This is a genomic window from Hymenobacter aquaticus, assembly GCF_004765605.1.
GTDB classification, from domain to species: domain Bacteria; phylum Bacteroidota; class Bacteroidia; order Cytophagales; family Hymenobacteraceae; genus Hymenobacter; species Hymenobacter aquaticus.
In genome coordinates this window covers 490,162-515,653 of the sequence record NZ_SRLC01000002.1, presented here as the reverse complement: position 1 = coordinate 515,653, position 25,492 = coordinate 490,162, and the positions used below count along the sequence as shown (strand labels likewise).

Annotated in this window: 26 protein-coding genes; 13 read left to right on the top strand and 13 right to left on the bottom strand. The window is 62.4% G+C overall.

The genetic code is table 11. The features are described from left to right. Nucleotides 1-221 precede the first annotated feature (221 nt). On the top strand, nucleotides 222-641 hold the full coding sequence (locus tag E5K00_RS14960) for an RlpA-like double-psi beta-barrel domain-containing protein (RefSeq protein ID WP_135464125.1): 420 nt from the start codon (nucleotides 222-224) through the stop codon (nucleotides 639-641). An 83-nt stretch (nucleotides 642-724) separates the two neighbouring features. On the opposite strand, the gene E5K00_RS14955 is transcribed toward E5K00_RS14960, so the two are convergent. Both E5K00_RS14955 and E5K00_RS14950 read right to left on the bottom strand, forming a co-directional pair. Then, nucleotides 725-1,732, bottom strand: a complete 1,008-nt coding sequence (locus E5K00_RS14955; RefSeq protein WP_135464124.1) for a hypothetical protein — start codon at nucleotides 1,730-1,732, stop codon at nucleotides 725-727. Between the two features lie 146 nt (nucleotides 1,733-1,878). Continuing rightward, entirely contained in the window at nucleotides 1,879-2,280 is a 402-nt protein-coding gene (locus tag E5K00_RS14950; protein ID WP_135464123.1) for a hypothetical protein, read from the bottom strand. A 142-nt stretch (nucleotides 2,281-2,422) separates the two neighbouring features. Here E5K00_RS14950 and E5K00_RS14945 point away from each other — a divergent pair, with 142 nt between their 5' ends. After that, nucleotides 2,423-4,315, top strand: a complete 1,893-nt coding sequence (locus E5K00_RS14945; protein WP_135464122.1) for a WG repeat-containing protein — start codon at nucleotides 2,423-2,425, stop codon at nucleotides 4,313-4,315. A 7-nt stretch (nucleotides 4,316-4,322) separates the two neighbouring features. Here E5K00_RS14945 and E5K00_RS14940 read toward each other — a convergent pair whose 3' ends face one another. After that, complete coding sequence (locus tag E5K00_RS14940) at nucleotides 4,323-4,793, bottom strand: DUF6799 domain-containing protein (protein WP_135464121.1); 471 nt, start codon at nucleotides 4,791-4,793, stop codon at nucleotides 4,323-4,325. Nucleotides 4,794-4,939: 146 nt separating this feature from the next. On the opposite strand from E5K00_RS14940, the gene E5K00_RS14935 reads away from it, so the two are divergent. Beyond that, nucleotides 4,940-5,215, top strand: a complete 276-nt coding sequence (locus tag E5K00_RS14935) for a hypothetical protein (RefSeq protein ID WP_135464120.1) — start codon at nucleotides 4,940-4,942, stop codon at nucleotides 5,213-5,215. 79 nt (nucleotides 5,216-5,294) lie between these two features. Here E5K00_RS14935 and E5K00_RS14930 read toward each other — a convergent pair whose 3' ends face one another. Next, nucleotides 5,295-6,827 (bottom strand): hypothetical protein, encoded by a 1,533-nt coding sequence (locus E5K00_RS14930; RefSeq protein ID WP_135464119.1) that lies wholly within the window; start codon nucleotides 6,825-6,827, stop codon nucleotides 5,295-5,297. 190 nt (nucleotides 6,828-7,017) lie between these two features. Here E5K00_RS14930 and E5K00_RS14925 point away from each other — a divergent pair, with 190 nt between their 5' ends. The 5 genes from E5K00_RS14925 to E5K00_RS14905 all read left to right on the top strand — a co-directional run bounded on the left by E5K00_RS14925 (nucleotide 7,018) and on the right by E5K00_RS14905 (nucleotide 10,330). Further along, nucleotides 7,018-7,755, top strand: a complete 738-nt coding sequence (locus E5K00_RS14925; protein WP_135464118.1) for a hypothetical protein — start codon at nucleotides 7,018-7,020, stop codon at nucleotides 7,753-7,755. Between the two features lie 45 nt (nucleotides 7,756-7,800). Continuing rightward, nucleotides 7,801-8,385 (top strand): hypothetical protein, encoded by a 585-nt coding sequence (locus E5K00_RS14920; protein WP_167856911.1) that lies wholly within the window; start codon nucleotides 7,801-7,803, stop codon nucleotides 8,383-8,385. A gap of 121 nt (nucleotides 8,386-8,506) precedes the next feature. Continuing rightward, nucleotides 8,507-8,725: a CsbD family protein gene (locus E5K00_RS14915; RefSeq protein ID WP_135464116.1), complete on the top strand. Its 219-nt coding sequence runs from the start codon at nucleotides 8,507-8,509 to the stop codon at nucleotides 8,723-8,725. 149 nt (nucleotides 8,726-8,874) lie between these two features. Next, entirely contained in the window at nucleotides 8,875-9,438 is a 564-nt protein-coding gene (locus E5K00_RS14910; RefSeq protein ID WP_210114324.1) for a hypothetical protein, read from the top strand. A 67-nt stretch (nucleotides 9,439-9,505) separates the two neighbouring features. Next, nucleotides 9,506-10,330: a DUF1206 domain-containing protein gene (locus E5K00_RS14905; protein ID WP_135464115.1), complete on the top strand. Its 825-nt coding sequence runs from the start codon at nucleotides 9,506-9,508 to the stop codon at nucleotides 10,328-10,330. Nucleotides 10,331-10,428: 98 nt separating this feature from the next. Here E5K00_RS14905 and E5K00_RS14900 read toward each other — a convergent pair whose 3' ends face one another. Then, nucleotides 10,429-11,640, bottom strand: a complete 1,212-nt coding sequence (locus tag E5K00_RS14900; RefSeq protein WP_135464114.1) for an NAD(P)-dependent oxidoreductase — start codon at nucleotides 11,638-11,640, stop codon at nucleotides 10,429-10,431. Between the two features lie 149 nt (nucleotides 11,641-11,789). Between E5K00_RS14900 and gcvP the strand changes: the two genes are divergently transcribed. Next, the gene (gcvP, locus tag E5K00_RS14895; RefSeq protein ID WP_135464113.1) at nucleotides 11,790-14,711 is read left to right on the top strand and encodes an aminomethyl-transferring glycine dehydrogenase; all 2,922 of its coding nucleotides are present in this window, start codon (nucleotides 11,790-11,792) and stop codon (nucleotides 14,709-14,711) included. A 105-nt stretch (nucleotides 14,712-14,816) separates the two neighbouring features. On the opposite strand, the gene E5K00_RS14890 is transcribed toward gcvP, so the two are convergent. Further along, a complete protein-coding gene (locus E5K00_RS14890) occupies nucleotides 14,817-15,113 on the bottom strand; it encodes a hypothetical protein (protein ID WP_135464112.1) in 297 nt (98 codons plus the stop codon). 262 nt (nucleotides 15,114-15,375) lie between these two features. On the opposite strand from E5K00_RS14890, the gene E5K00_RS14885 reads away from it, so the two are divergent. Further along, entirely contained in the window at nucleotides 15,376-15,936 is a 561-nt protein-coding gene (locus E5K00_RS14885) for a DUF4136 domain-containing protein (RefSeq protein ID WP_167856910.1), read from the top strand. 80 nt (nucleotides 15,937-16,016) lie between these two features. Here the strand turns inward: E5K00_RS14885 and lipA are convergent, their stop codons facing one another. Next, the gene (lipA, locus tag E5K00_RS14880; RefSeq protein ID WP_375378233.1) at nucleotides 16,017-16,919 is read right to left on the bottom strand and encodes a lipoyl synthase; all 903 of its coding nucleotides are present in this window, start codon (nucleotides 16,917-16,919) and stop codon (nucleotides 16,017-16,019) included. Between the two features lie 159 nt (nucleotides 16,920-17,078). Next, the gene (locus tag E5K00_RS14875) at nucleotides 17,079-17,858 is read right to left on the bottom strand and encodes a hypothetical protein (protein ID WP_245328305.1); all 780 of its coding nucleotides are present in this window, start codon (nucleotides 17,856-17,858) and stop codon (nucleotides 17,079-17,081) included. A 111-nt stretch (nucleotides 17,859-17,969) separates the two neighbouring features. On the opposite strand from E5K00_RS14875, the gene E5K00_RS14870 reads away from it, so the two are divergent. Continuing rightward, the gene (locus tag E5K00_RS14870; protein ID WP_135464110.1) at nucleotides 17,970-18,386 is read left to right on the top strand and encodes an OsmC family protein; all 417 of its coding nucleotides are present in this window, start codon (nucleotides 17,970-17,972) and stop codon (nucleotides 18,384-18,386) included. A gap of 84 nt (nucleotides 18,387-18,470) precedes the next feature. Here E5K00_RS14870 and ytxJ read toward each other — a convergent pair whose 3' ends face one another. From ytxJ to E5K00_RS14850, 4 genes are all read right to left on the bottom strand, one after another. After that, a complete protein-coding gene (gene ytxJ, locus E5K00_RS14865) occupies nucleotides 18,471-18,815 on the bottom strand; it encodes a bacillithiol system redox-active protein YtxJ (protein WP_135464109.1) in 345 nt (114 codons plus the stop codon). 4 nt (nucleotides 18,816-18,819) lie between these two features. Beyond that, nucleotides 18,820-19,143: a hypothetical protein gene (locus E5K00_RS14860; protein ID WP_135464108.1), complete on the bottom strand. Its 324-nt coding sequence runs from the start codon at nucleotides 19,141-19,143 to the stop codon at nucleotides 18,820-18,822. 114 nt (nucleotides 19,144-19,257) lie between these two features. Then, nucleotides 19,258-19,575 carry a hypothetical protein gene (locus tag E5K00_RS14855; RefSeq protein WP_135464107.1) on the bottom strand — a complete coding sequence of 106 codons (318 nt, stop codon included), beginning with the start codon at nucleotides 19,573-19,575 and terminating at the stop codon, nucleotides 19,258-19,260. Between the two features lie 111 nt (nucleotides 19,576-19,686). Further along, on the bottom strand, nucleotides 19,687-21,696 hold the full coding sequence (locus tag E5K00_RS14850; protein WP_135464106.1) for an alpha-ketoacid dehydrogenase subunit alpha/beta: 2,010 nt from the start codon (nucleotides 21,694-21,696) through the stop codon (nucleotides 19,687-19,689). Nucleotides 21,697-21,831: 135 nt separating this feature from the next. Between E5K00_RS14850 and E5K00_RS14845 the strand changes: the two genes are divergently transcribed. Together E5K00_RS14845 and E5K00_RS14840 are read left to right on the top strand one after the other, a co-directional pair. After that, complete coding sequence (locus E5K00_RS14845; RefSeq protein WP_167856909.1) at nucleotides 21,832-24,501, top strand: SusC/RagA family TonB-linked outer membrane protein; 2,670 nt, start codon at nucleotides 21,832-21,834, stop codon at nucleotides 24,499-24,501. Nucleotides 24,502-24,582: 81 nt separating this feature from the next. Further along, a complete protein-coding gene (locus E5K00_RS14840) occupies nucleotides 24,583-24,849 on the top strand; it encodes a hypothetical protein (protein ID WP_135464104.1) in 267 nt (88 codons plus the stop codon). Here E5K00_RS14840 and E5K00_RS14835 read toward each other — a convergent pair. Next, complete coding sequence (locus tag E5K00_RS14835; protein ID WP_135464103.1) at nucleotides 24,846-25,331, bottom strand: hypothetical protein; 486 nt, start codon at nucleotides 25,329-25,331, stop codon at nucleotides 24,846-24,848. The two genes, E5K00_RS14840 and E5K00_RS14835, sit on opposite strands and share 4 nt — an antisense overlap. Nucleotides 25,332-25,492 lie beyond the last annotated feature (161 nt).

The following is a 25,492-nucleotide window of genomic DNA, read 5'->3' as shown; positions in this document are numbered from 1 at the left end:
TCTATGTTATTCTACCGACTACTTCCCCGCTTCAAGAACCTTTTCAGGTCCGAGCGAGTTAACCCCTTCTTGCCCGCCTTACATAAAGGCAACCCATACTCTTCGGGTCTGAAGAAGAGTCCACGAACCTAACTGTCATGTCTATTGCTTTAGTCCTACTGACCCTCCTCTTTCCCCCGCGGCCCATTTTCTCCGCAGCTCTTCCTTCTACCGTCGCTCATTTGAGTCCCCGCACGGTAGCCTTTATTTCGGCCCCGCCCGTGGTGGCGCGCCTGCCCCGCCGCCTGCCGATTTACACGGTTACGGCCACGATTTACGAGCCTGATCCTCGCCAGACCGACTCCGAACCCTTTATTACTGCCGATAATTCCCGGATCCGGCGCAACCATTCCAGCAAAGACCGGTGGATGGCCCTTTCCCGCGACCTGCTCAAGAAGTGGGGCGGCGACTTTGATTACGGCGACTCTGTGCGGGTTTCCGGTATTTCTCCCAAGCTCGACGGCGTATACATCATCCACGACACGATGAACCGTCGGCACCGTCACTGCATGGATATTCTGGCGGCCAAGCGGGAACACCTCGATGAGATGTGGAAAAACGTGAAAATCAGCAAGGTGGAGCCCCAGTGGCAAGCCAGCTGAGTATCTCATTCCATTTGCTGCCTGCCACCACGCCCCAGCAGCACTATTCCGCAGTTTTTAGTACTTCTTGAAAGACCGGCGCATTAGCCGGCGGCCTCTTCCCAGCGCTCCAGCGTGCGGGGTTCTCCGTCCGCATCGTACAGGTAGCTGAGCGGCTGCCGGGGGTCGCGCATGATTTCGGTGTAGGGAATCTGCCACCGTTTCCACATTTCCTGCAACGACGTGCCGTAGGCCGAGTTTTCCCAGGGGTTGAAAATCTCGCGGGTCACGTCGTCAATCAGCGTGTCGAACACCAGCTCCGTGTCGCCGGGCTGGGTGGGGCGCGGGAAGTAATCGGGCACCACGTTCAATAGGTACGCGCCGTAATACACCCGGGCCTTAAACTCGGCGACCTGCACTGGGTGCAGCGGCCGTTGCGCGTCGCGGTACACGCGGCCCATGGCCTGCCGCAGCAAGCCGTTGTCGATCAGGCAGCTGACCAGCACGGTTTCATCCAGCTTGATGCTGAACGTCATGGTGCTCAGGTCGTCGTCGTACTCGAAGGGAATTGTGTCTTCGAGCGGGGCAGTTTCCAGGATAAAGATGGAAGCCGGCGTGAAGTCCTCGTACACGATGGGTACGCGCAGGGCCTGGAACACCTGAAAAAAGCACTGCAGCTTGCGCAGCAGCTGGGTGTTTTCGGCCAGCGGATACAGCGGCTTTACCAGCGGGTCCAGCTCGTTCAGGATTTCGAGCAGCATCACGCCGTAGAACATCTTGCCCAGCCACAGAAACAGCGTTTTCTCATCGAGGCTGCGCAGCGCGGCGGGGCCAGCCTGCACGGCCGCGGCTACCGTCTGCTCCAGCGGCGCCACGTGCTGCTGCCGGCACTCGGCGCAGCAGGGCATGCGCAGCTCGTGATATGCCAACACGCTCTGGTCGAGCAGCTTAATCTGCAGCTCAGCCAACTGGTAGCGCTCCAGCAGCCACTGGTCGAACACCAGCACCGAATCGGACGGGGCCGTGGGCGTGCCGCACAGAAAGCAATGCTGGGCGAAGCGCATGCCCGTGAACGGGTCGTAGAGCGTAAGGTCGGGAGTGGTAGCGGGCATGAGCGGCACGATGGAATGAAAACGCAAAAGTACGGCAGCCCGCCGTAGTACGCGGCATGTACCGGCCACTGCTTTGGGGTGCGCCTAACAACCAAAAGCCTCCGCCAGTGTTTGGCGGAGGCTTTTGGTTGGGGAGCAATCCGGAACTAGCGGGAAAGCGAAGAACCCATTTTGATGAGCAGCTTGCCCAGCTGCGTGAGCGGGCCGCTGTAGTCGTCGGAAGATTCATCGGCTACCTTTACGGTTTCGGCCCCGAGCGTGGCCAGGGTTTCGGCAAGGTCGTGGGCGGCGGTGTCGGGGGTGCTGAGCTGCTGATTGAGCGTGGCCAGCTCCTGAATGATTTTGGCCAGACCCGGGCGTTCGGAAGCGCGCAGCACCTGTTCCCACCGCTCAATTTCGCCCAGGCCGCGCTGGTCGGCTTTCTCGGGCACCCCGTTGTTGAGCAGGGCCAACGTATCATCGAGCAGGGCCGAGTTCTGCTGATCGGTTACGGCCAACGGAATGGAGGGCGTGGGAGTATTCTGGGGCGTAGGCGCAGTGGAGTCCATGGAGGTAGAGCGAAAAAAAATCGAAAGAAGTTATTCTGCTATACTGCCTTCTTTCCCGAAAAGTTAAGTCACCAAGCCTGAACCGGACTCGTACAACCCGCCCAGGCTCTTTACCCGGCTTCCCGGGCTGCTTTCTCACCTTATGCTGCACGTTTCCGTTCTTTCTCCCTTTCCCAACCAGGCCCGCCGCGAGCAGTTCGACGCCGTTCGGGCCGCCCTGGCGGCTGAGCCACACGGCCTGCCAACCCTGCTGCTGGGCAACTGGCCCGTGGGCGAAGACGATGTGCTGGATGCCGTAGTGCTGCGTCCCCACCTGATTACCATTCTGCTGCTCGAGCCCCGGGGCGGCCGCCTCGCCATCCGCGACTTTGCCTACGCCGCCTGGCAGCTCGATGGAGCCCCGCTGACCGGCGCAGCCGGCGCCGACAACCCCTTTCAGCAGTTTGTGCAGCAAAAAGCGGCCCTGGCGCAGCTATTAACGCCGCACATCACCGCCGACCACGCCAACCTGAATTTCATTAGCGGGCTGCTGCTGTTTGGCGAGCCGGTCGTGTTTGGGCCCGAGGTTGAGGAGCGCATGAGTGCGGTGCCCGCCGCCAACAACTTCCAGCTCCTGGCCGACCCCGGCCGCTTTACCAAGCGCCTGGCCCAGCTGGCAACGCCCGAAATTGACCTGACGGCCGCCGACCTGGAGCAGCTGGCGGCCGAGCTGGCCCCGACCGTCTCCCCTACCGAGGCGCCGGCGGCTCCGCCAACCGAGATGCCAGCGCCGGAGGAAGCGGAAGAAGCTCCACCAACCAGCAGCTTCTGGCAGCAGAAGGCGGCCCAGCTCTGGCGCTGGCTCGGGGCCGAAGACGTGGACGACCTCGACAACGTGCCCTACGGCTACGCCGAAACGGCGCTGGCCGCCCGCGACCAGGAAAAACGGGAGCTGGAGCACATGCGTGCCACCATGCAGCAAGAGCTGGCGGCCCAGCTGCGCGCCATGGAAGCCCGGGAAGCCGAGCGCGAGAACAGCATTGCCCAGCTACGGCAGCAGCTGGCCGAAGCCCCGGCCGTAGCTCCCGAAGCCGCGGCTTTGCAAGAGCGGCTGACGCTGGAAAGCCAGGAAAAAGCGGCTCTCGACGCTGCTATTCAAGCTTCCCGGGCCGAGTCGGAAGCCCGCAACCGGGAGCTAGACGCCAAGATTCAGCAGCTGGAGCAGCTGATGCAGCACCTGCAAACGGCCACCCCGGCTGCTACCGCTGCGGCCCCGGCCCCGGCTGCTACGGGCACCGGCGCGGCTACGACTGCCGCTCGGGCGAGCTACGCGCAGCTGAAGCCGGCTTTTCGGCAGCTGCGGGCCTGGCGCCGCCGCTTGCCCCGGCTGGCGGCCCTGGGCACGGGCGTGGTGGCATTGGTGCTGGTGGCCAGTGGCATCCGGTCGTTGGCCTCGGGGCCCCCGACGCGCTTTCAGGAAAAAGGGCAATGGGGCCTGCTGGCCGCCAACGGCGACACGCTGCTGCCCGCCCGCTACAGCTCCATCGGCGACTTCCACGACGACCAAGCCGTGGTGGAGCAGGCAGGCGCTTTCGGCTTTGTTGACGAGGATGGCAAGGAAACCCTGCCGCCTACCTACGACGCCCTGAACCCCTACCGTGGCGGCTACGCCCGCGTCCGGATTGGCGACGCGTATACCTTTATCGACGAAGATGGCCAGGAGTTTAGCCAGTACTACTACAACGCGCTGGACTTCGCCGAAGGCCACGCCGCCGTGCTCGACTACCGGGGCTGGTTTTATATTACCGGTCCTGAAGCACCGGCCGACACGCCCAAGCTGTTCCGAGAAGCCTATTCCTTCCACGACGGACTGGCCCGCGTGCGGCTAGCCGACGGCTACACCTTCATTGACGAAGACTACCTGACCAGCACCGAGCCCGACACCAAGCCCTTCGGCCGCTACACCCAGGCCAGCGACTTTGCCGAGGGCAAGGCGAAGGTGACGCAGGACGGCCGCACGTTTTACATCGATAAGGATGGAAAGGCCATTGATTAGGGGCTGCTTAGTCGTCGTGCTTTTTGCCCTTGCCCTTGCCGTGCTTGCCCTTTTTGAAGCGGCCCCAGCCTTTGTGCTTGCCCGGGCCGGCGAATAGCTGCCGCAGATACGCCGTGCCAACGGCCGTGCTGGCGGCAGCGGTTTGGGTGCGCGAGGCCGCAGCTAGCCGCAGCTGCCCGTTGGGCCCCGGGGCCACGGCTACCACGCTGCCGCTCAGGTCGCAGCCTTTGCCCTCGGCCAGCTCGGTGCGGGTACCGTCGCGGGTGATGACGAACCCGTCGCGGGTGACGACGCGGCCGTTGGGCAGGTGCACGTCCTGGGTCATGGGCCGCTTTGCGCCGTTGCGAATCACGTACATCGTGCCATCCTGCCGCTGAAAGCCGTCGTTTTGCGCTTGGCTTTGCGCCCGCGTCGGTGAGGTAGAAAGCAGCACGAAGCCGGCGGCAAGCACCGGAAGCAGGAAGCGAAAACGAAGCAAGAGCAGGAAATTAAGGGGGATGATGACTACGCTACGAACCAAGCCCGGCGCAAGTTTTTGGCCATTTTTTGGGCGGCCGTTGGGTTACTTTTTCCGGGGTCGCGTATCAAGGCCGACTTAAATATCTAACTCATTTCCTTTTAGCCATGAAAACGCCTTTCAAAACCCTGTTCGTTGCCGCTGCTTTCGCCATGTTCGCCGTTTCTTCCTGCTCGGAAAAGACCCAGGAAAACGCTGAGGCTACCGCCGAAAGCGCTGCTACCGACGCTGCCAACAACACCGAAAACGCCGTAGACAACGCCGCTGCCGCTACTTCCGAAGCTGCCGCCGACGTGAAAGCCGACATGGCTCCCGAGAAAGGCGACACGGCCGTTGTCGTAAACAAGGAAGCCGACAAGCTGGTGGAAGAAACCAACAAGTAGTCGTCCGTCAACTGACGCGCTTACCCCGGCGGGCCCCTGCTACCACAGCAGGGGCCCGCTGCTTTTTCGGGCCGGGCGGCTAAGCTGGGGCCGAAGCCGACAGCTCCAGCAGCACGTCGTAGTAGGGGCGGGCCACGGTGCGGGCCTTCAGCCAGGCGTAGAAGCTCATGGCGTGCAGGTCTTCGCGCTCCAGGGGCAGAAAGGCCGGCAGAGCTTCCATCCGCTGCACGAAGCCGGGCTTGGTGGGCGCGGCCGGATCGTCAATAATTTCCCGCACCAGGGCCAGGTAGTTGAGCACGTAGTGGTAGTCGCCGCCCTCGTCGCCGAGCCGCTCGCGCAGGATCCGCTCGATGGCGCGCAGGCGGTTCAGGGCCAGGTCGGGGTTGCCCATCTCCAGCTGCACCAGCATTTCGCCCAGGCTTTTGTTGAACACCCACTCCAGGCCCATCTGCTGCTCGCACCACCGATCGGAGCGCCCGATGCCGATGAGCACCTGGTTGGTTTTACTGAACTTGCCCTCGGCAAAGTAGTGGAAACCCAGCCCCAGGCGGGCCGTGAGCTGGTCGCGCGGATTGAGCACCACGTCGCGGCCTTTGAGCACCTCTTCCAGTAGCTGAATACTCTCAGTGTTGCGGCGCAGAAAGGCGTAGTTGGCCGCCAGCAAAAACGTGTACTTGGGCACGAAGTCGGCGTAGTGCCCCCGCGGCCCGGTGTACAAAGCCACTCGCAACTGCTCCAGATACTCGATGGACTCGGTGAAGCGGCGCGTGCGGTAGAGGCCGTGCGCAATCATGTAGAGCAGGCTGAGCTGGTAGTAGCGGTGGGCTTGGGCAAAGCCGTGGCGCTTCTCCATGAGGCGGTAGCACCGGATAACGAACGGCGTGAACGAGGCAAAGTCGCGGCGGGCCAGCATGGCGCTGCGGGCAATGGCCATGAGGCGGTAGAGCAACGACGGACGGCGGGCAAAGGCTTCCTGCAGGTCGTATTCGCGCAGCACCTCGTGCATGATGCCGTCGAAGGCCTCGCCGGCGCGGCCCCGCACCCGGGCCTCGCGCAGCCGCTGCCGGATCAGGCTGTGGGCAATGCCGGCACGCTCCTCCTCGTCGGCGGCCTTTTTGTTGAGGTTGCGGCGGCGGATGATGTCGTTCAGGTCGTCGGCATACTCGCTGTCAGCCTGGGCAATCTGCAGGTTGTAGATGGTGTTGAGCAGCTCGTACTGCTCGTTGGTCAGGGCCAGCTTTTCGGCTTTGCGCAGCGTGAGCCAGGCCATGCGCGGCACCCCGGCCTCGAACAGGTACTGGGCCAGCGTGAGCTGCCCGCGCACCGACGACGCCGCCGTGGGGTCTTGCTGGCGCTGGCGCAGCAGCAGAAAGTCGGTGACGTGGCGCATGAGCCGCTTGCGCAGGGCGTAGTAGGCCACCGTGTTGGGCTCTTCGGGGTAAAGGCGGGCCACCAGCTCGTCGGTGCTGTACTCCTTCTGGTGCAGCAGCAGCTCATAGAGCCGCGAATCCATGCGGCCCTTCTGTTTTTTGCGCTGGCGCTGGATAAAGCGGCCGAAGTCCTTGCGGTCTTCCGCGGAGAAAGTGGCGAGAGTGGTGCGTAGGTCGTCCATGAGCTACGCCGAAGATGCAAACAATTCCCTAAAGTCTGAATACCGTTCAGCAAACATTCTATATACCAATTCTTTACAAGCGAATATCATGTTATATAAAAGTCTTAAAAGACAGGAAGTTGGCGACTAGGTAGCGCCGGAAAGCCTGCATCTTTCCAGCATAACGTTTCACCATCCTCTCCTCACACCCATGTTGCGACTCCTACTACTACTGCTCGGCTGCCTGCTGGCTACGGCGGGCCAGGCCCAGGACCTGCTGACCAAGCAGAACGGGGAAGAAATCCAGGTGAAAGTCCTGCAGATAACGCCGACGGAAGTGCACTACAAGCGCTTCGACTACCAGGAAGGCCCCCTGATTATCGTGCGCAAAACCGACGTCTTCATGATTCGGTACGCCAACGGCACCAAGGAAGTGTTTGGCACCCCGGCGGGCGGCCCAACACCGCTGTCAGCGAAAGTGGCCCCCGGCCCCGTGGTGCCCGGCGACGAGGCCCCGGCGTTCGACGAGGTTCATCTGGGCGGTCCGCGCTTAGGCATCACGCTGCTCACCGGCGGCATGGCCGACAAGGCCGATACGGAATACAACATCAAGCCCTTTCTGACGCAGTTTGGCTGGCAGTTTGAAACCCGGCTGTTCCGCCTGCCCAACGGCACGGCGGGCCTGCTGGAAATCGTGCCCCTGATTGCGGGGCTGGAGCAAAACAAGTTTCTGCCCAGCCTGAATGCCCTGATCGGCATTCGGGGCCCCAAGGGGCTGGAATTTGGCCTGGGGCCCAATTTGACGCCCCTGAGTGCCAGTGTCGCGCTGGCCGTGGGCACCAGCTTCCGCTCCAACGGCATCAATTTCCCGGTCAACTTCGCCGTGGTGCCCGGCAACGGCGGGGCGCGTTTCAGCCTGCTCTTCGGCTTCAACTCCCGCCGCAACTAACTGCTATCTTACCCGATGATACCGAACTACTTTACTCCGCGTCGGATGCGCCTTTTTTGCCTGTTGCTGCTGAGCCTGCTGACCAAGGTTGCCCAGGCCCAGCACGACGTTATTCTGCGCATGGACGCCCGGGAGCAGAAAGCCCGCGTGCTGACCATTCGCCCCGACAACATCATCTACCTACCTCAGGACACGGCCACGACCGATACGCTGCGGGTGGCCTCGGCCCAGGTATTCATGATTCGCTACGCTAATGGCGCCAAAGAGCTGATTCAGCACGTGCCGCTGGTGAAGCCCGGGCTTACGGCGGTGGAAGCCCGCCAGCGGGGCATGCAGGACGCGCGCCGGAATTTTATGGCTCCCGGGGCCTTCTGGGGCACGTACGGAACCACGATTGCCTACCCACCCATCGGGTTGATAACGGGAGGCGTACTTGCCGCCAGCGCGCCCAGCACCAACAACATTATTGCGTCGGATGTGGCCCTGCTCAAAAATCCGGAGTACGTGCGGGCCTACCAGCAGCAGGCCAAGCGCCAGAAGCTCGGTAAGGCGGCGGCGGGTTTTGGCGCGGGCGTGGGCACTTGGCTGGTGGTGGCGGCGGTGCTGGTTTCGGCTTCTACCCACTGGTAGCGGTCCGCCTCCGGCGCTGCAATAGCAGGTATGGAATAAGAAATTGGCTTTTGGGCTAACTCAGCCGTGGAGCTTGCGTATGAGGACATACATTTCTTTCCCACCTAACCACACCCCAACCATGGACTTAAACAACAATAACATCGACGACAAAACCGAACTGCGGGCCCGCGGCAACTGGAACGAAATCAAGGGCAAAGCCAAGCAGCAGTGGGGCGACCTCACCGACGACGACCTGGACTACCAGGAAGGTCAGCAGGACGAATGGTTTGGCCGCTTGCAGCAGAAAACCGGTCATGCCATTGAGGACATCAAAAACTGGTTTCACCGCAACCTGTAGGCAATTTGCCCGCACCTGATAAGCCCCGCCGGTAACGAAATTCGTTGCCGACGGGGCTTTTGTGTTGGCGGATGTTCATTATATATAGTATTTTAGCAATTAATAACAGGACAAACCCGCTACATATTAGCTGGACTTGCTGCTCACCCATGGTCATTGCCCCCGAAGAACTGTGCTGCTTGGGCAACACCCACCTGCTCGATTTACCCAAGACGGCTTTTTTCTGCTCGCGCCAATACCCGGCCAGCGTGGAGCAGCCGACGTATCGGTGGGCGCTTGAGCAGCGGGCCCAGAAGCAGTGCGTGCTGTCGGGCTTCCACTCGATGCTGGAGCAAACGGTGTTTCGCTATCTGTTGCAGGGGCAGGAGCAGCCGATTATCTACGTGTTGGGCCGGGGCATTCAGCCCAACGTGCGAATGGAATACGGCCCGGAAATCGAGGCCGGGCGCCTGCTGTTCATCACGCCGTTCGAGGCCGACGTGAAAACCGTGACGCCGGAAACGGCCGATATCCGCAACCTGCTCATTGCCGAGCTGGCCGACCAGTTCTTTATTCCCTATGCCGCGCCCAATGGGGTGCTGGCCCGCCTGCTGCACACCATTGTGGCGCAGCGCAAGCCCATCCTGACGCTGGATATTCCGGAAAACCAGGCTTTGCTCCGCCACGGGGCCAGTGTGTTTCATCCCAGCGGCATGCTGGGGCGCCACGGCTAAGGGCTGAGCTTGCACCCAAACCGGGGTGGGCTGCGTATGCGCAAGTCAACCTCTACGCCCCGCAATCATGGCTTCCATTTCTTCCGCACTTCCTTCTGCTTCCCCTTCCCAGGGCATCCGGACCCTGGCGCGCTTTGGCTTCGCGGCCAAGGGTGCGGTGTACATGCTCATGGGGGTGCTGGCGCTGCTGGCCGCTACCGGCCAGCAAGGCGGCCAGACCGCCGACAAAAAACAGGCCGTGCAAACCCTGCAAGGCCTGCCCGGCGGACCATTTCTGCTCGGCCTTATTGCCTTCGGGCTGCTGGGCTACATTGTGTGGCGCTTCACTCAGGCGGTGGTCGATACGGAGGGCAAAGGCTCGGATGCCAAAGGGCTGGGCCGGCGCGTGGGCATTGCGGCCAGCGGCTTGTTTTACGCCAGCCTGGCGTGGTATGCGGCCAAATTGGCCCTGAACGGCTCGGCCAGCGCCGGCGGCAACACCCAGCAAACCCTCACGGCCCGCGTGCTCGACTGGCCCGGCGGCGACTGGATTATTCTGCTGGTCGGTGTAGGCATCATTGGGGGCGGCATTTACCAGATCTACAAAGCGTATTCCGGCTCGTTTCACAAGCACGTGCAAAGCGCGGATATTCCTGGCGGACAGCAAAACACCGTATACCGCATGGGGCAGCTGGGCTACACGGCACGGGGCGTGGTGATGGCCATTATCGGCTACTTCTTCGTGCAGGCCGGCCGCCAGTCGCGGGCCGGCGCCGTGGGCAGCACCGACGAAGCCTTTGATCTGCTGGCCTCGATGGGTCCGGCCGTGCTGGGCATCGTCGCCCTGGGCCTACTGGCTTATGGTCTGTACATGCTGGTACAAGCCAAATACCCGGTGCTGAATGTGAAATAGTGACTTAGTGATTTAGTGATTTAGCGACTTAGTGAGTTTGCTGTTCAAACCGCGCAAGTGGCGCAAGCAGAACATAAACTCACTAAGTCGCTAAATCACTATTTCACATAGTCGCTCAGGTACTGGTACCGCTCGGTAAGCTGGCCGTTGCGGGCAATGGTAGCCCGCTCGATTACCTGGTCGGCGTCGTCGGCGAGCAGGTGGGGAAACACGTTGTCGAGCAGCTGGCGGCCGAAGTCCCGGCTGGCGTTGCGGGGCAGCTCGCAGGGCAGGTTGTCCACGGCCATCATGGTGATGTTGCCGGGGCGGGAACAGGGTTCCTCCAGCTCCCCGGTCTGGGGGTTGTAGTCGAACAGCGGGTTCTGGATGCTGCTGCTGCGCTTGGTACACGGAATCGAGCCGTTCACGTCGCAGGTCACGTCGGCAATGGTATTGATGCGGAAGCTGGGCTGGCGGGTGTCTTCCTCCGTGAACAGCTTGGGCGCCGTGGGGTGCCAGTAGGCGCAGGCAATGAGCAGGTCGGTGACGGGCAGAAACTTGTCGAACGTGCTTTTGTAGAGTTGGGGGTTGCGGTGAAAGTCGGGCGTATCCCACACCCGGCCGTCGATGCGGGCATTGTAGTCGGAGCTGCGCAGTTGGGCGTACACGGGCTCGGCAAAGTCCAGGTAGAGGTAGTCGTAGACGCTCACCTTGCGGATGCCCATCCGGTCGAGCACCTCCAGGGCGCCCTGGGCCACGCGGCCCGAGCCGGTTACGGCAATCTTGATGGGCGGCAGCTGCTTGACCTTGAAAAACTCTTCCTGCATGTCGTCCATGTCCACGCACTGGTAGGCGGGCTTGAGGCGGTAGAGGTCGTGCTTGCGGCCGTAGGTCAGCAGCCCGTTGTAGGCCCCCACGATGCCGGCGTAGCGCCCGAAAGCTACGATTCGCTCCCCGTTTTCGTTGGTGAGCATTTCGTAGTCAATCAGGGTAATGTTCTTCTGCAGAATGGCGCGCAGCAGTTCCCGATTAGCGGGCTGCTTTTTCACCGTGTGCGAGAAGAACATGTACGTTTTGTTCGGAATCAGCTGGGCCACGGGCACTTCCTTCACGCCCAGCAGCAGGTCGCAGGGGCTCATGTCGGGGCTGACCTCGATGCCCAGGTCGCGGTATTCCTGGTCGGAGTAGCTGCGCACGGGGCTTTCCTGCACCACGACGGTGAGGCCGGGAAAGGTAGCCTGGGCCTCCACGCACTTTTTGGGCGTCAGGGGCACGCGTTTGTCCGGCGGATTCTTGCCTTCGCAGATAATGCCAAGGGTAACTTTTCGCATGGGTTTGGGGTTGGGTGGTAGCAACTTGGGTAGGATGGAATTTGGGTAAAACTAGCCCTTTTGCCGTAAGGCGGCCTCGCCTTTTCGTCTTACCTTTGTGAGCCCCACCCTCCCACCGGGCATTTCCCCGCCATTTCTAGCCTTTTTCTATGATTCTCAAAACCAAGCCCGCCGACGTATTTGTGGACCGCCATAACGGTCCGGATGCTGAGGCAGTGGCCGCTATGCTCCGCACCATCGGGGTAGACTCGGTCGAGCAGCTCATCGACGAAACAGTGCCCGCCGCCATCCGGCTCAAGCGCGAGTTGAACCTGCCCGCTGCCCTCACGGAGCGGGCTTTTTTAGCGAAATTCAAGGGCATTGCCGCGAAGAATAAGATCTATAAGAACTACATCGGCCTGGGCTACCACGACACCCAGCTGCCCGGCGTCATTCAGCGCAACATCCTGGAAAATCCGGGCTGGTACACGGCCTACACGCCCTACCAGGCCGAAATTGCCCAGGGCCGCCTCGAAGCCCTGATCAACTACCAGACCATGGTAATTGACCTCACCGGCCTCGAAATTGCCAACGCCAGCCTGCTCGACGAAGGCACCGCCGCCGCCGAGACCATGCACATGTTCCACAGCCAGACCAAGAAGAAAAGCGCCACCCGCTACTTCGTCTCGGACCTGGTGCTGCCCCAAACCATCGACCTGGTGCGCACCCGCGCCACCCCGCTCGGCATCGAACTGGTCGTCGGCGACCACCGCTCGGTTGATTTGTCGGACGACTCGCTGTTCGGGGCGCTGCTCCAATACCCCGCCGCCGACGGCCAGATTTTCGACTATAAAGACTTCATCAGCAAGGCCCACGACCACGGCATCTTCGTGACCGTCGCCGCCGACTTGCTGTCCCTCACGCTGCTCACGCCCCCCGGCGAGCTGGGCGCCGACGCCTGCGTGGGCAACTCCCAGCGCTTCGGCGTACCGATGGGCTACGGCGGCCCCCACGCCGGTTTCCTAGCTACCAAAGACGCCTTCAAGCGCGTCATTCCCGGCCGCATCATCGGCCAGAGCATCGACGCAGCCGGCAACAAGGCCTACCGCATGGCCCTGCAGACGCGCGAGCAGCACATCCGCCGCGAAAAAGCCACCTCCAACATCTGCACCGCCCAGGTGCTACTGTCAGTGCTGGCCGGTATGTACGCCGTGTACCACGGTCCGCAGCGCATCCGCCAGTTTGCCACCAACATCCACGCCCTGACCCAGCTGCTGGAAAAGGAGTTGAAAGCTTTGGGCCTGGAGCAAGTCAACGAGTTTTACTTCGACACGCTCAACATCCAGCTGGAAAGCGCCGAGCTGCAGCAGGCGGTAAAGCGCGAAGCCGAAGCCGCCGGCATCAATTTCCGCTACTTCGGCGAGTCGAACGTGGGCATTTCCCTGCACCAGAACACCGAAGCGGCCGACGTGGCCTTCATCGTGGCCGTGTTTGCCAAAGTACTGGGTAAGTCGGCCGCTGAGGCCGTGGAAATCCCCGAAGAAGTCGAGCTGACCTGGCCGAAGAATTTCGTGCGCACCTCGGAGTATCTGACCCACCCCATCTTCAACACGCACCACTCCGAGCACGAGATGCTGCGCTACATGAAGCAGCTGGAAAACAAGGATTTGAGCCTGGCTCACTCCATGATTCCGCTGGGCTCGTGCACGATGAAGCTCAACGCCACCGCCGAAATGATTCCGGTGACCTGGCCCGAAATCGGTGGCCTCCACCCCTTCGCCCCGCGCGAGCAGGCCCAGGGCTACCAGCAGATTTTCGAGGACCTGGAAGCCTGGCTCTGCGAGGTGACGCGCTTTGCCGCCGTCAGCCTGCAGCCCAACTCGGGTGCTCAAGGTGAATATGCCGGTCTGCTCGTTATCCGGGCCTACCACGAAGGCAACGGCCAGGGTCACCGCAACATTGCCCTGATTCCGGCTTCGGCCCACGGCACCAACCCCGCCTCGGCCGTCATGGCCGGCATGCAGGTCGTGGTGGTGAAAAGCACCGAGGATGGCAACATCGACGTGGAGGACCTCAAGGCCAAAGCCGCCCAGCACGCCGACAACCTCTCGTGCCTGATGGTAACCTACCCCAGCACCCACGGCGTGTACGAGGAAACCATCATCGACATCTGCGCCACGATTCACCAGCACGGCGGCCGGGTGTATATGGATGGCGCCAACATGAACGCCCAGGTGGGCCTCACCTCACCGGCCACCATCGGCGCCGACGTGTGCCACCTGAACCTGCACAAAACCTTCTGCATCCCCCACGGCGGCGGCGGACCCGGCGTGGGCCCCATCGGCGTAGTCGCCGACCTGGCGCCCTACCTGCCCGGCCACGTGGTGGTGGAAGTAGGCCACGAGAAAGCCACCGGGGCCGTTTCGTCGGCACCCTGGGGCTCGGCCAGCATTCTGCCCATCAGCTACGCCTACATTTCGATGATGGGCGGCGAAGGGTTGAAAGCAGCCACCGAAACGGCCATTCTGAACGCCAACTACATCAAGGCCCGCCTCGAGGAGCACTACCCCGTGCTCTATACCGGCGCCAACGGCCGCTGCGCCCACGAAATGATTCTGGAGTGCCGCCACTTCAAAAAGGCCGGCATTGAGGTCGAGGACATTGCTAAGCGCCTGATGGATTACGGCTTCCATGCCCCCACCGTGTCGTTCCCGGTAGCCGGCACGCTCATGATTGAGCCCACCGAGTCGGAAAGCAAGGAGGAGCTGGACCGCTTCTGCGACGCCATGATTTCGATCCGGAAGGAAATTGCCGCCGTTGAGTCGGGGAAGGCCGACGCCAAGGACAACGTGCTGAAGCACGCCCCGCACACGGCCGCCACGGTGCTGGCCCACGAGTGGACCCGCCCCTACTCGCGCGAGCAGGCTGTGTACCCGCTCGAATACGTGCGCGCCGCCAAGTTCTGGCCCACCGTATCCCGCATCGACTCGGCCTACGGCGACCGGAACCTGATCTGCTCCTGCACCCCGCTGGAGGAATACGCCGACCAGGAAGAAAAGCTGGTTGCTACCGACAAAGGCCCGTCGTACTAATCGGGCATAGGCCATAGCCAAAAGAGCCGCTCCTTCCGGGGCGGCTCTTTCTGTTGTGGGGTCTTGCAAAGTGGTGTGCGGCCTAGCGGCCGACTTGGAAACGGTCTAACGCTGCGGGAAGCAGGTGCGGTACATGTAGCCGGTCAGGGGCTTGCCGCCCTTGGTGACGCGGGCCTTCACGAAGTAGGCATCCACCGTGTCCATTACCTGCACTTCCATCCCGGAGGTGATGGTTGTGAGCTGGGTTGAGGTTTTGCTCATACCGTCGTACAGCGTGCACTCCACGACGGTGTTGTAGGCCACCGGAGTACGGTTGGCCCGGGCCGAAGTAGACGATTCGCCGGCCGCGCTACAGGAAGCAAGTGCCGCCAGGCCAAAAAGGTGAAGTAGACGTTTGTTCATAAGTAGTTGTTAGGTCGGTTAAGATAGGGCTATTTCAAGGGCAAAAGTAATTTTCCTATAAAATATCTTTGCCCGAATGCGCTGCTAGCCTACGACTTCTGGAACGTTGCCCGCAGGCCCAACGTTAAAACAGCAACCCCGCAAAGCTGGATTTTTCGCACCTTGCTGCCAACCAACCACTGCCTTTCGGGTTCTTGTTTATTCACTATCTGATCAACCACCGATGAACCGCATATCCCGTTTCCTTTCCCGTCCGGTTGCTATGGCTGCCGTGGGTCTTTCCCTGCTGCTGGGGGCCAGCAGCTGCGCCAGCTCCCACGTAGGCGTCTCCTCCGACTTCGACCACTCCGTAAACTTCCGGGCCTATAAAACCTGGGGCTGGTACCCGCAGCAAATGACCGACACCGAAGGCGGTCCGGCCAAGGGCTACGAATCCTTCTTCGACAAGCGCATGCGCACGGCTGTGGAGGCTGAAATGGGCCGCAAAGGCCTGACGCAGGTCGACAAAAACCCGGATATCTACGTGGCATACAGCGCCAAGGTAGAAGACAAGCAGCGCGTCAACTATCCGTACTCGCCCTACGGTTTCGGCTACGGCTACTACGGCTACGGCCGGGGCATGAACACCGTGTCGCAATACAAGGAAGGCACCGTCATCATCGACATCGTGGATGCCAAGCGCAAGGAGCTGGCGTGGCGCGGCATGGGCGAGGCCCAGATTGACAACCGCACCATCTCCGAGCCGGAAGTGTACCGCATCGTCGGCAGCGTGCTGGGCAACTACCCGCCCACCGATGGCCGCAACAGCCAGGCAAACCGCTAATTCAGCGTAGCCAGTCACTAAAAAGCGCGGCTCCCAGGTCTGGGAGCCGCGCTTTTTAGTTGTATCCGGTCGTGGTTGGTTTAAATTGGCACGTTCACGTGGCGCTCGGCGTGGTAGCTGCTGCGCACCAGCGGGCCGGCTTCCACGTACTTCAAGCCCCGGCGCAGGCCCTCCTCGCGGTAATGGGCGAACAGGTCGGGGTGAATAAACTCGGCGACTTCAATGTGGCGCTTGGTGGGCTGCAAGTACTGGCCCAGGGTCAGGATGTCGAGGCCGTTGGCCGCCAGATCGTCCATGGCCTGGTACATTTCCTCCTTGGTTTCGCCCAGGCCCAGCATAATGCCCGACTTGGTGCGCTTGCCGGCTTCCTTGGTGCGCCGGATCTGCTCCAGGCTCCGGTCGTACTTAGCCTGGGGCCGCACGAGGCGGTAGAGGCTGCCCACGGTTTCCACGTTGTGCGACACCACTTCCTGCCCGCCGGCAATCATCGTGTCCAAGGCGGCCCAGTTGGCTTTCACATCCGGAATCAGCGTTTCGATGGTCGTAGCGGGGCTCAGCTCCTTGATGCGCACCACCGTTTCGAGCCAAATGCTGGCCCCGCGGTCCTTCAGCTCGTCGCGGTTGACGCTAGTAATCACGGCGTGCTTCACGCCCATGAGCTGAATGGCTTCGGCCACGCGGCGGGGCTCGTCGGTGTCGTACTCGTTGGGGCGGCCCGTGGCCACGGCGCAAAACGAGCAGGAGCGCGTGCACACGTTGCCCAGAATCATGAAGGTGGCCGTGCCGGCGCCCCAGCACTCGCCCATGTTGGGGCAGTTGCCGCTCTCGCAGATCGTGTGCAGTTTATGTTCGTCCACCAGGCGGCGGACTTTGGCGTACTCGGGGCCTACCGGCAGCTTCACGCGCAGCCAGTCGGGCTTGCGGGGCTTGGCCGGCACCGCCGGAGCGGCCGTTTCGGCTTGAATGATAGGTAAAGTCAGCAGCAGGTCATCCATACTACAAAGGTAGCAGTCGGTTAGCAGTTATGAGTACCATCGAAAGCCGATGGCTAAAAAAGCGGAGGACTTTTCAGTCGTCAGGAGGATAAACACCCCAACGTCCGAAAAGTCCTTTTTGTCGCCGCAAAAGGCGGAGTTTTTCGCCTAGCTGCGGTGCCCGATATACAGCGTCAGATACACCGAAGGAAAAAAATTGGTGTTCAGCGTGTTGTCGTTGATGTTGGGAGCCCGCAGAATCGTCAGGTTCTTGGGGTACACTTCGAACAGAAAGCCGGTTTCAATCCCGGCCACCGCGTCGCGGTAGCGGCCGTACTCGAAGCTCAGGGCGCCGCGCAGGTGGCCGCCGAGCCTGACCTTGGTTTCGGCCGCGCCGGAGAAAATCGGGGCCCGGTCCAGGATCAGCTCGCCCGAGGAATGTTTCTCGGGGTCGTACTGCTCACTGCGGATGTCCTCCTGCACCGTCCGGCCCGTGCCGGGCTCCCGCAGGGTGTAGTCGTAGTAGATGTAGTAGGGCATCAGCAGGCCCACCGAAGGACCGGCCCCCAGCAGGGCGTTAATCTGCACCCCGGACTCAGGGGCTTTGCGGAAAATCACGCGCTGCATGCCGAAGGACGGCCGGATGACGAACAGGTAGTTCGACTTGCCGTACACGAACGAGCCCCCGGTTGAGCCGTTCAGTACGCGCTGCTCCTTGGGGTGCTTCACTTCCACGCCCTCAATACCCCAGAAGCGGGACCATTTCTCGTCCAGCACGCGGGTTGAGCGCACCGCCGCGCCGCCAATCAGGCCGCCCCGGGTGTTGAAGTTGATGCCGTAGGTGAACTCCTTGCGGTAGGAAGGCTCGTCGTTGCTCTGGGCCTGCCCCCGAAGCGACGTTCCGAGCAAGGCTAGTACACAAAAGCCGAAAGTGTAGAGGTGGCGCACGGGAGGCGAGGTAGCTAAGGATGGAGGAAGTAACCGCGAAAGGGCCGGCCCGGGGGCCGTACTATCTAAAGTACGTAAATTTGTGAGCATTGTCTTGCCAACTTTCTGACTATGAGCACCGCCACCGCCCGCTACGCCGGGAATCTGCGTTCCGAAGCCCAGCACACTGCCTCGGGAACCACTATCGTCACCGACGCACCCCTTGATAACCACGGCCGGGGCGAGGCATTTTCCCCCACCGATCTGGTCAGCGCGGCCCTGGGCACCTGCATGATGACCATCATGGGTATCGTGGCCGAACGCCACCAGCTAGACCTGACCGGCGTACGGTTCACGGTAAACAAGCACATGGCGGCCGAGCCCCGGCGCATTGCCCAGATCGACGTGCACTTCCACATGCCCGCCACCCTGACCGAGAAGGAACGAACCCTGCTCGAAAACGCGGCCCGGACCTGCCCGGTAGCCTTAAGTCTGAACCCGGAAATCCGGCAGGAGGTTCAGTTCGCCTATGGTGAGTTAGTGAGTTAGCGACTTAGTGAGTTTGATGTTCACGTTAGCACGACTGGCGCAGGTAGAACATCAAAACCACTAAGTCGCTAACTCACTAACTCACTACTTCACCAGCGCCTGCACGTCGCTGAGGCGGATGCCCATGTGGGAGGCGTCGAAACTGCACGCGCCGTCCTGAATCAGCAGCAGCTGCGGCGACTCGTGGCGCACGCCGAACTTGCTGGCTATTTCGCCCGAGATGGGCCGGTAGCGGAGCAGGTCGAGGTAGTAGATCGTCACGTTGGACAGGTTGGCATCGGGCCACTGGCGCTCCAGCTTGCTTTTGGCGGCAGCGCTGATGGAGCAGCTCGTGCTGTGCTTGAAAATCAGGACCGGGTGCTCGTGCGACTCGCGCACGATGTCGGTCAGTTGGTCGGGTTCGGTGAGGGGCAGCCAGGGAGTACTCATACAGCTAGTCTTTCTTTGCTTTCTTTTTGGTGCGTAGGCCCAGCCCGACGTGGGCCGGCTCGCTCACGCGGGGCATGCCCGTGTTGTCGAACTTATAACTCTCGCGGCCGTCATTAGGTTGCTGCGGCCGGCCGGTTCCGCCGGGCTTCAGGGCGGTTTTATCCACGGCCAGGTGCGAGTCCTTGTACTCGGCCTTGAACTTGCGGGCGTCGCGCAGGGCACGGCGGTTTTCGGCCCGCTTCCGCGCCGGGTACATGTCGTCGGTCTGGGCCGAGGCGGCCGTACTAAAAGCCAGCAGCAACCCGGCTGCCAAGTAGATAACACGCATACAATTCAAGGTTAAAAAGGCCCGCTGAATCAGACTGTTGCGGGGCGTAAGAGTTTAACGGCGCCGCCGGGGCCGGTATACGTAACTCCCGCGCGGAGTGGCACTTGACCAGAATTAAAAGGGCAGCGTAATGCCCAGGAACTTGCGCTGACCGACCTTCTTTTTCAGGCGCCGCCGCTCGTACTTGGGCTTTTTCAGCAGGCCCTTCCTGTCGTAGTTGTTGTGAATGGGCTTAATCTCGGACGTAGCTTCCGCGCTGCGGCCGTCGGCCGACACCTCATCCTTGTTGGCGGCCTTCTTCACCTTAGGCTGGGGCGGCCCGGTCGGGTTGGGCATGCGGTAGGGCCGGCAGCCCCCGCCCGCTACCAGCAGCAAGCCCAGGGCCAGGCCCCCACCGAGGCGGCGCAGCTTAGAAAACGACAAACGGCTCATGCGGCACGATTCACGGGTAAGCGTCGGAAAAGGATAGTCCGAAAGATAAACAACAACCTAGACACTGGCGGCGCGGGCAGGCCCCGGGAATCAGGCCTGCCCGCCGCCGCTTTAGTAGGCCAGCAGCTTCTCGACCCGCTCGCGCAGGCGCTGCTGGGGCAGGAAAGCCTTTTCCAGCGGCGGCGAGAAGGGAATAGCCGTGTCCAGGGACGCCACGCGCTGCACGGGGCCGTCGAGATGCTCGAAGCAGTGCTCGGCAATCCAGGCCGCAATTTCGCCCCCGATGCCGCCCGTGAGCGTGTCTTCGTGGAACAGGATAACCCGGCCGGTCTTGAGCACGGTGGCCCGCACGGCTTCCTCGTCCCAGGGTAGCAAGGTGCGCAAATCCAGAATGTCGCAGTCCAGCTTCAGCTCGTCGGCCAGCTGCGAGGCCCAGTGCACGCCGGCCCCGTAGGTAATGATGCTCAGCTCGGAGCCTTCCCGGGCCAGGGCGGCCTTGCCGATGGGCGTGGTGTAGTAGGCATCCGGCACCGGCCCGCTGATGCTGCGGTAGAGCATCTTGTGCTCGAAGTAAATCACCGGGTTGGGGTCTTCGATGGCCGCGTTGAGCAAGCCCTTGGCGTCGTGGGGGTTACTCGGAAACACCACTTTCAGGCCCGGGGTGTGGGTAAACCAGGCCTCGTTGCTCTGGGAGTGAAACGGGCCGGCCGCCGAGCCCGCGCCGGTGGGCATGCGTACCACCACGTCGGCATTCTGCGCCCAGCGGTAGTGGCTTTTGGCCAGGTTGTTCACAATCTGGTTGAAGCCGCAGGTCACGAAGTCGGCAAACTGCATTTCGACCATGGCCTTCTTCTTCCGGATGCTCAACCCCAGGCCCGCGCCCACGATGGCCGACTCGCACAGGGGCGTGTTGCGCACCCGGCCCTTGCCAAACTGCCCCACAAAGCCCTCCGTGACCTTGAACACCCCGCCGTAGTCGGCAATGTCCTGGCCCATGAGCACCAGCTCGGGGTAGCGCTCCATGCTCTGGCGCAGCGCGTCGCTGATGGCGTCGACGTAGCGCTTGTCGGTAGTGCTGAGTGCCTGGTGCTTGGTGCTTGGGTCGTTCGGGCCAAGCACCAGGCACTCTGCACTAGGCACAAATGGCTGGTACATGTCGGCTATTTCCTCCTCCACGTTGGCCGTGGGCATGGGTGTGGCGTCGGCGACGCGCAGGCCTTCCTCGATTTCGCGCTTGATGGTTTCGCGGAAGCGCATCCGGGCCTCTTCGTCCAGGATACCCTCGGCCAGCAGCCACTTTTCGTAGTTCTCGACCGGGTCTTTCTGGCCCCACTCCTCAAACAGCTCCTGGGGCACGTACTTCGTGCCGCTGGCTTCCTCGTGGCCGCGCATCCGGAAGGTCAGGGCTTCGAGCAGCACGGGGCGCGGGTTCTGGCGCAGGTCTTCGGCCAGGCGCTTCACCGTGTCGTACACTTCCAGCACGTTGTTGCCATCCACCTGCACGGCTTCCATGCCGTAGGCCGGGCCCTTGTCGATGAAGTAGTTGAAGCGGAACTGCTCCCGCGAGGGCGTGCTCAGGCCGTAGCCGTTGTTTTCGATGATGAAGATAACCGGCAGCTGCCACACGGCGGCCACGTTCAGGGCCTCGTGGAAGTCGCCCTCGGAAGCGCCCCCGTCGCCGCTGTAGGTTACCGTCACGCGGGGCTCCTGATCCAGCAAATCGGCCAGGGCAATGCCGCCGGCCACGGCCAGCTGCGGCCCCAGGTGGCTGATCATGCCCACGATGTGGTGCTCGTTGGTGCCGAAGTGGAAGCTCCGGTCCCGGCCCTTGGTGTAGCCGGTGGTTTTGCCCTGCCACTGGGCAAACAGCCGGTCGAGGGGCACGTTGCGGCCGGTAAACACGCCCAGGTTGCGGTGCAGGGGCAGAATGTACTCGTCCGGGTGCAGGGCCAGGGTGCTGCCCACCGAAATAGCTTCCTGCCCGATGCCCGAAAACCACTTGCTCACCTTACCCTGCCGCAGCAGAATGAGCATTTTTTCCTCAATCATGCGCGGCTTGAGCAGGCCCTGGTAGAGGTGAAGCAGGATGTCGTTGGAGTAGTCTTTCCGGTCGAAGTTCATACGGGGGGAAGGGTGGGTGGTAAGCAGGGCAAAAGTACAGGTTTGGGCGAAAGGAAAATTACGGCCTTGCCAATGGGTAATCGGCCGGCCCGCTGGACGTATCTTCGGGGCTGCTTTTCCCCTCACCTATCCTTTATGCCCCGAATCTTACTCGTTATGAGCTTGCTGGTCGCGCCTTGCCTGCCGGCCCGGGCCCAGCAGACCGACTCCCTCGCCGGCCCCGCCCCCGACAGCCTGCGGGCCGCCCCCACCGGCTGGCTGCGGCTGGCGGCGGCCGGCGAGCCGGCGCCGCTGCCGCACTTTGTCACCGTCCAGCCCCTGCTCAGCCGGGTGGCCGGGGTGCAGGTCACCCCCTACTCGGGGGCGCCGGGGGCCCAGGCCCTGGTGCGCATCCGGGGGGCGGCCAGCCTCAGCGGCAACGCCCAGCCGCTCTACGTGGTCGACGGCGCGCCGGTGTTTCAGAACACCTTTACCCCCAACAACTACTCCGGCAACCCCACCGCCTTCTTCCGGCCCATCGAAGCCTCGGAACTGGAAGCCAATCCGCTGCTGAGCATCCCGGCCGAGGACATCGAAACGATAGAAGTGCTGAAAGGTGCCCTCGAAACGGCCCAGTACGGCTTCCAGGGCATCAACGGCGTCATCCGCATCACCACCCGCCGGGGCCGGGTGGGCCAGACGCGCCTGCACTATGCCGGCTACGGCGGCGTGCAGCAGGCCCGCACCCGCTACGATTTGCTCGACGCCCAGGAATATGCCCAGCTGGGAAACGATGTGGACACCAACTTCGGAACCCGCCCCCGCTACTCGGCCGCCGAGGTGGCCGCCTTCGGCAAAGGCACCGACTGGCAGGCGGAAATCCTGCGCGCGGCGGCCCTGCACGAGCACCAGGTGAGCCTGGATGGCGGCACGGACAAGACCCGCTACTACGCGAGTGCCGGCTACCTCAACCAGCAGGGCGTGGTGCGGCAGTCGAGCCTGGTGCGCTACAACGCCCGGGCCTTCGTGGCCCATCAGTTCACCAACCGCTTCCGGGCCGAAGCCGGGGTGGGCCTCAGCCAGACCCAGCAGCGCCTGCCGGTCTACGATTTGCTCACGCGTACCGTGCTGGCCCCGCCTATCTATCCCGTGCGCAACCCCGACGGCAGCTACGCCAAGGTTATCTTCGAGGGCAACAACCCGGTGCAGCTGCTCGACGAGGCGTACCAGCGGCCCCGCCAGAACCGGGTGCTGGGCCGCCTGGCTGGCTATTACACCCTGGCCCCTGGGCTTACCCTGGAAGTACAAGCCACTCTGGAACGCTCCGTGCTGCACAGCCAGTTGTTTGGTCCCGGCATCTCCAACCCCTTCTTCTTTCGGCCCGGCGGCCAGTACGTCGACAACCGCGCCACCTACGAGCAGTGGGTGGTGCAGCCCGCCCTGCGCTACCGCCGCGCCTTCGCCGACGGCCGCCATACCGTCGGCGCAGCCCTGCAAGCCGTTCGCCAGAGCTACGAGTATCAGGACGAAAACCTCAACTACCTTCCCGGCCAGGAAGGCAGCGTGGGCGGCAGCACCTCCACCAGCCAGGTGCAGGTGCAAAGCCTGCTGCTGACGGCCGACTATACCTTCGCCGGGCGCTACCAAGTGCAGGGCAGTCTGCGCCGCGACCAGGCGTTGTTTGGCAATCTTGACCCGGAATGGCTGCCCGGTGTGCAGGCCACCTGGCACGCCGGCCAGGAAGCCTTTCTGCACGGCCAGACCGTCGTGAGCAAGCTCGATGCCCGGGTTGGCTGGGGCCTTACCTCCGGTACGGGTCATACCAGTCCCGGCCAGGCGGGCGGCGTGGCGTGGTATGCTCCCAATTATCCCCCGAACACGCCCGCGCAGCAGTGGCTGTTTCGCCGGGAGCAAGTGCGCCAGTTCGACGCGGGCCTTGCCCTGGGTTTGTGGCAGGACCAGCTAAGCGTTACGCTCGGGGCCTACCAGCGCCGCATGCACCTCGAGGCCCGCACCGCCCAGGGCTCCCTGGCCGGCATCGACGGCACCGAGGTGCTCAACAAAGGCCTGGAGCTAACGGTAGCTGGCGCCTGGCAGGCCGGCCCGGTGCGGGGCACAACCACCCTGGCCGCCGCCCTGAACAGCAACCGCCTGGCCCTGCCCACCGACCCCGCCGCCGGCCCGGTGTACGGCATTTACCACCGGACCGAAGACGGGCAGCCCCTCAGCTCTTTCTACGGCTACGACTACCAGGGCCTCACGGCCAATGGCCTGCCGTATTTCCGCGACATCGACAACAACGGCATTATCACCCCTGCCGACCAGGTGTTGCTGGGTAGCGGCCTGCCCCGGCGGCTGCTCAGCATCAGCCAGGATCTTGCCTGGCGGCGCTTTAGCCTGCTCACCCAGCTCGACGGCCTCTTTGGCTACCAGATGCTGAACACGACCTTGCTTAACCTCGACGAGCCGGCCGGTGGCTACAACTCCTCGGGCCGGGTGCGCAACCGCTGGACGCCCACCAACACCGCTACCGACGTACCCCGCGCCGGCGGCCACCCCATCCTGGAACGCACCTCCCCTTATACCCTGCAATCGGGCAACCACCTGCGCCTTTCCTCCCTCACCCTCTCCTATAAGGTGTGGAATACCGACACCCGCCAGATTTCGGTGTGGGCGGGGGCCAACAACCTGTTCATTTTGACCAACTACCGCGGCTACGACCCCAACGTTAGCTCCGCTGGCGCCAGCAGCACCCAAGCCGGCCTCGATGCGGGCAGCTACCCCACCGCCCGCACCATCCTGCTCGGCATAAAGGCCACGTTGTAGGCTTACAGCCAACCAAAAGCCTCCTACTTGGGGCTAACGAAGGCCTTTTTAGTGATTCGAATCACTAAAACACCGATTCGAATGACCATTTCGGTCATCGGAATCACCGAATCAGTCATCGGAATCACCAAAACGGTCATTCGAATCACTAAAATGGTCATCCGAATCACCGAAACACCGATCGGAATGACTAAAAAGGTCATTCGAATGACCAAAACACCGATCCAAATCACCTTTTTGGTCATTCCGATCAATGAAACGGCCTTTGCCATCACCAGTCCGGTGGTAGCAAAGGCCGTTTCGGTGGTCAGCCCAGGGAGTACCCAGGTGCTGGTCGGCAGCAGTTAGCTGGGCTTATCCGTCCCGCCTTTCCCGCCCTTGCGGTTGCCGGGCTTGGCGTAGTACGCGTTGATGCTCTGGCGCAGCTCGCCCAGGTCTACGTTCTCGCCCTTGTCGCTCTCGATGTCGGCGTGCACGTTGTTGACGTGAAACAGGATGTCGGAGCCCAGCACGTTGATGGCGTTGTCGAGGCGGGTCAGCTCGGGGGCCAACATGTTGCGCAGGACGGCCAGGGCGCGGTAGCCTTCGATTTTGGCGCGCAGCAGCTCGGGGTCGGCGGCCTTGCGCATGATGTTGGGGGCCTGCTCGGCGGCTTGCAGGGCCAGATCGGCCAGGGGTAGCCGCTCCGAGGAGATGGTAGCCGGGGTCAGTAGGCTTTCCGGCTGCTGGGGCACGAAGGCCAGCTTGCCTTGCAGGGCTTTAATGGCGGCGCGGGCGGCCGCAGCATCGGTTTCGGCCACGGGGGCCAGGAAATTATTGCCTTTGGGCATGGTGATAGAGGGGGGAATAAGTGAAGAATACAACCACGTGCAATAGGAAATAGTACTAGAGCGGATCGGCTCGGCCACGGCCGGAAATAGCGCTACCTAATTACAAATTAATCTGACTCCCGCGGCCAGCCCCCGAAAACTTTTCTTCCCCCGGTCACTGT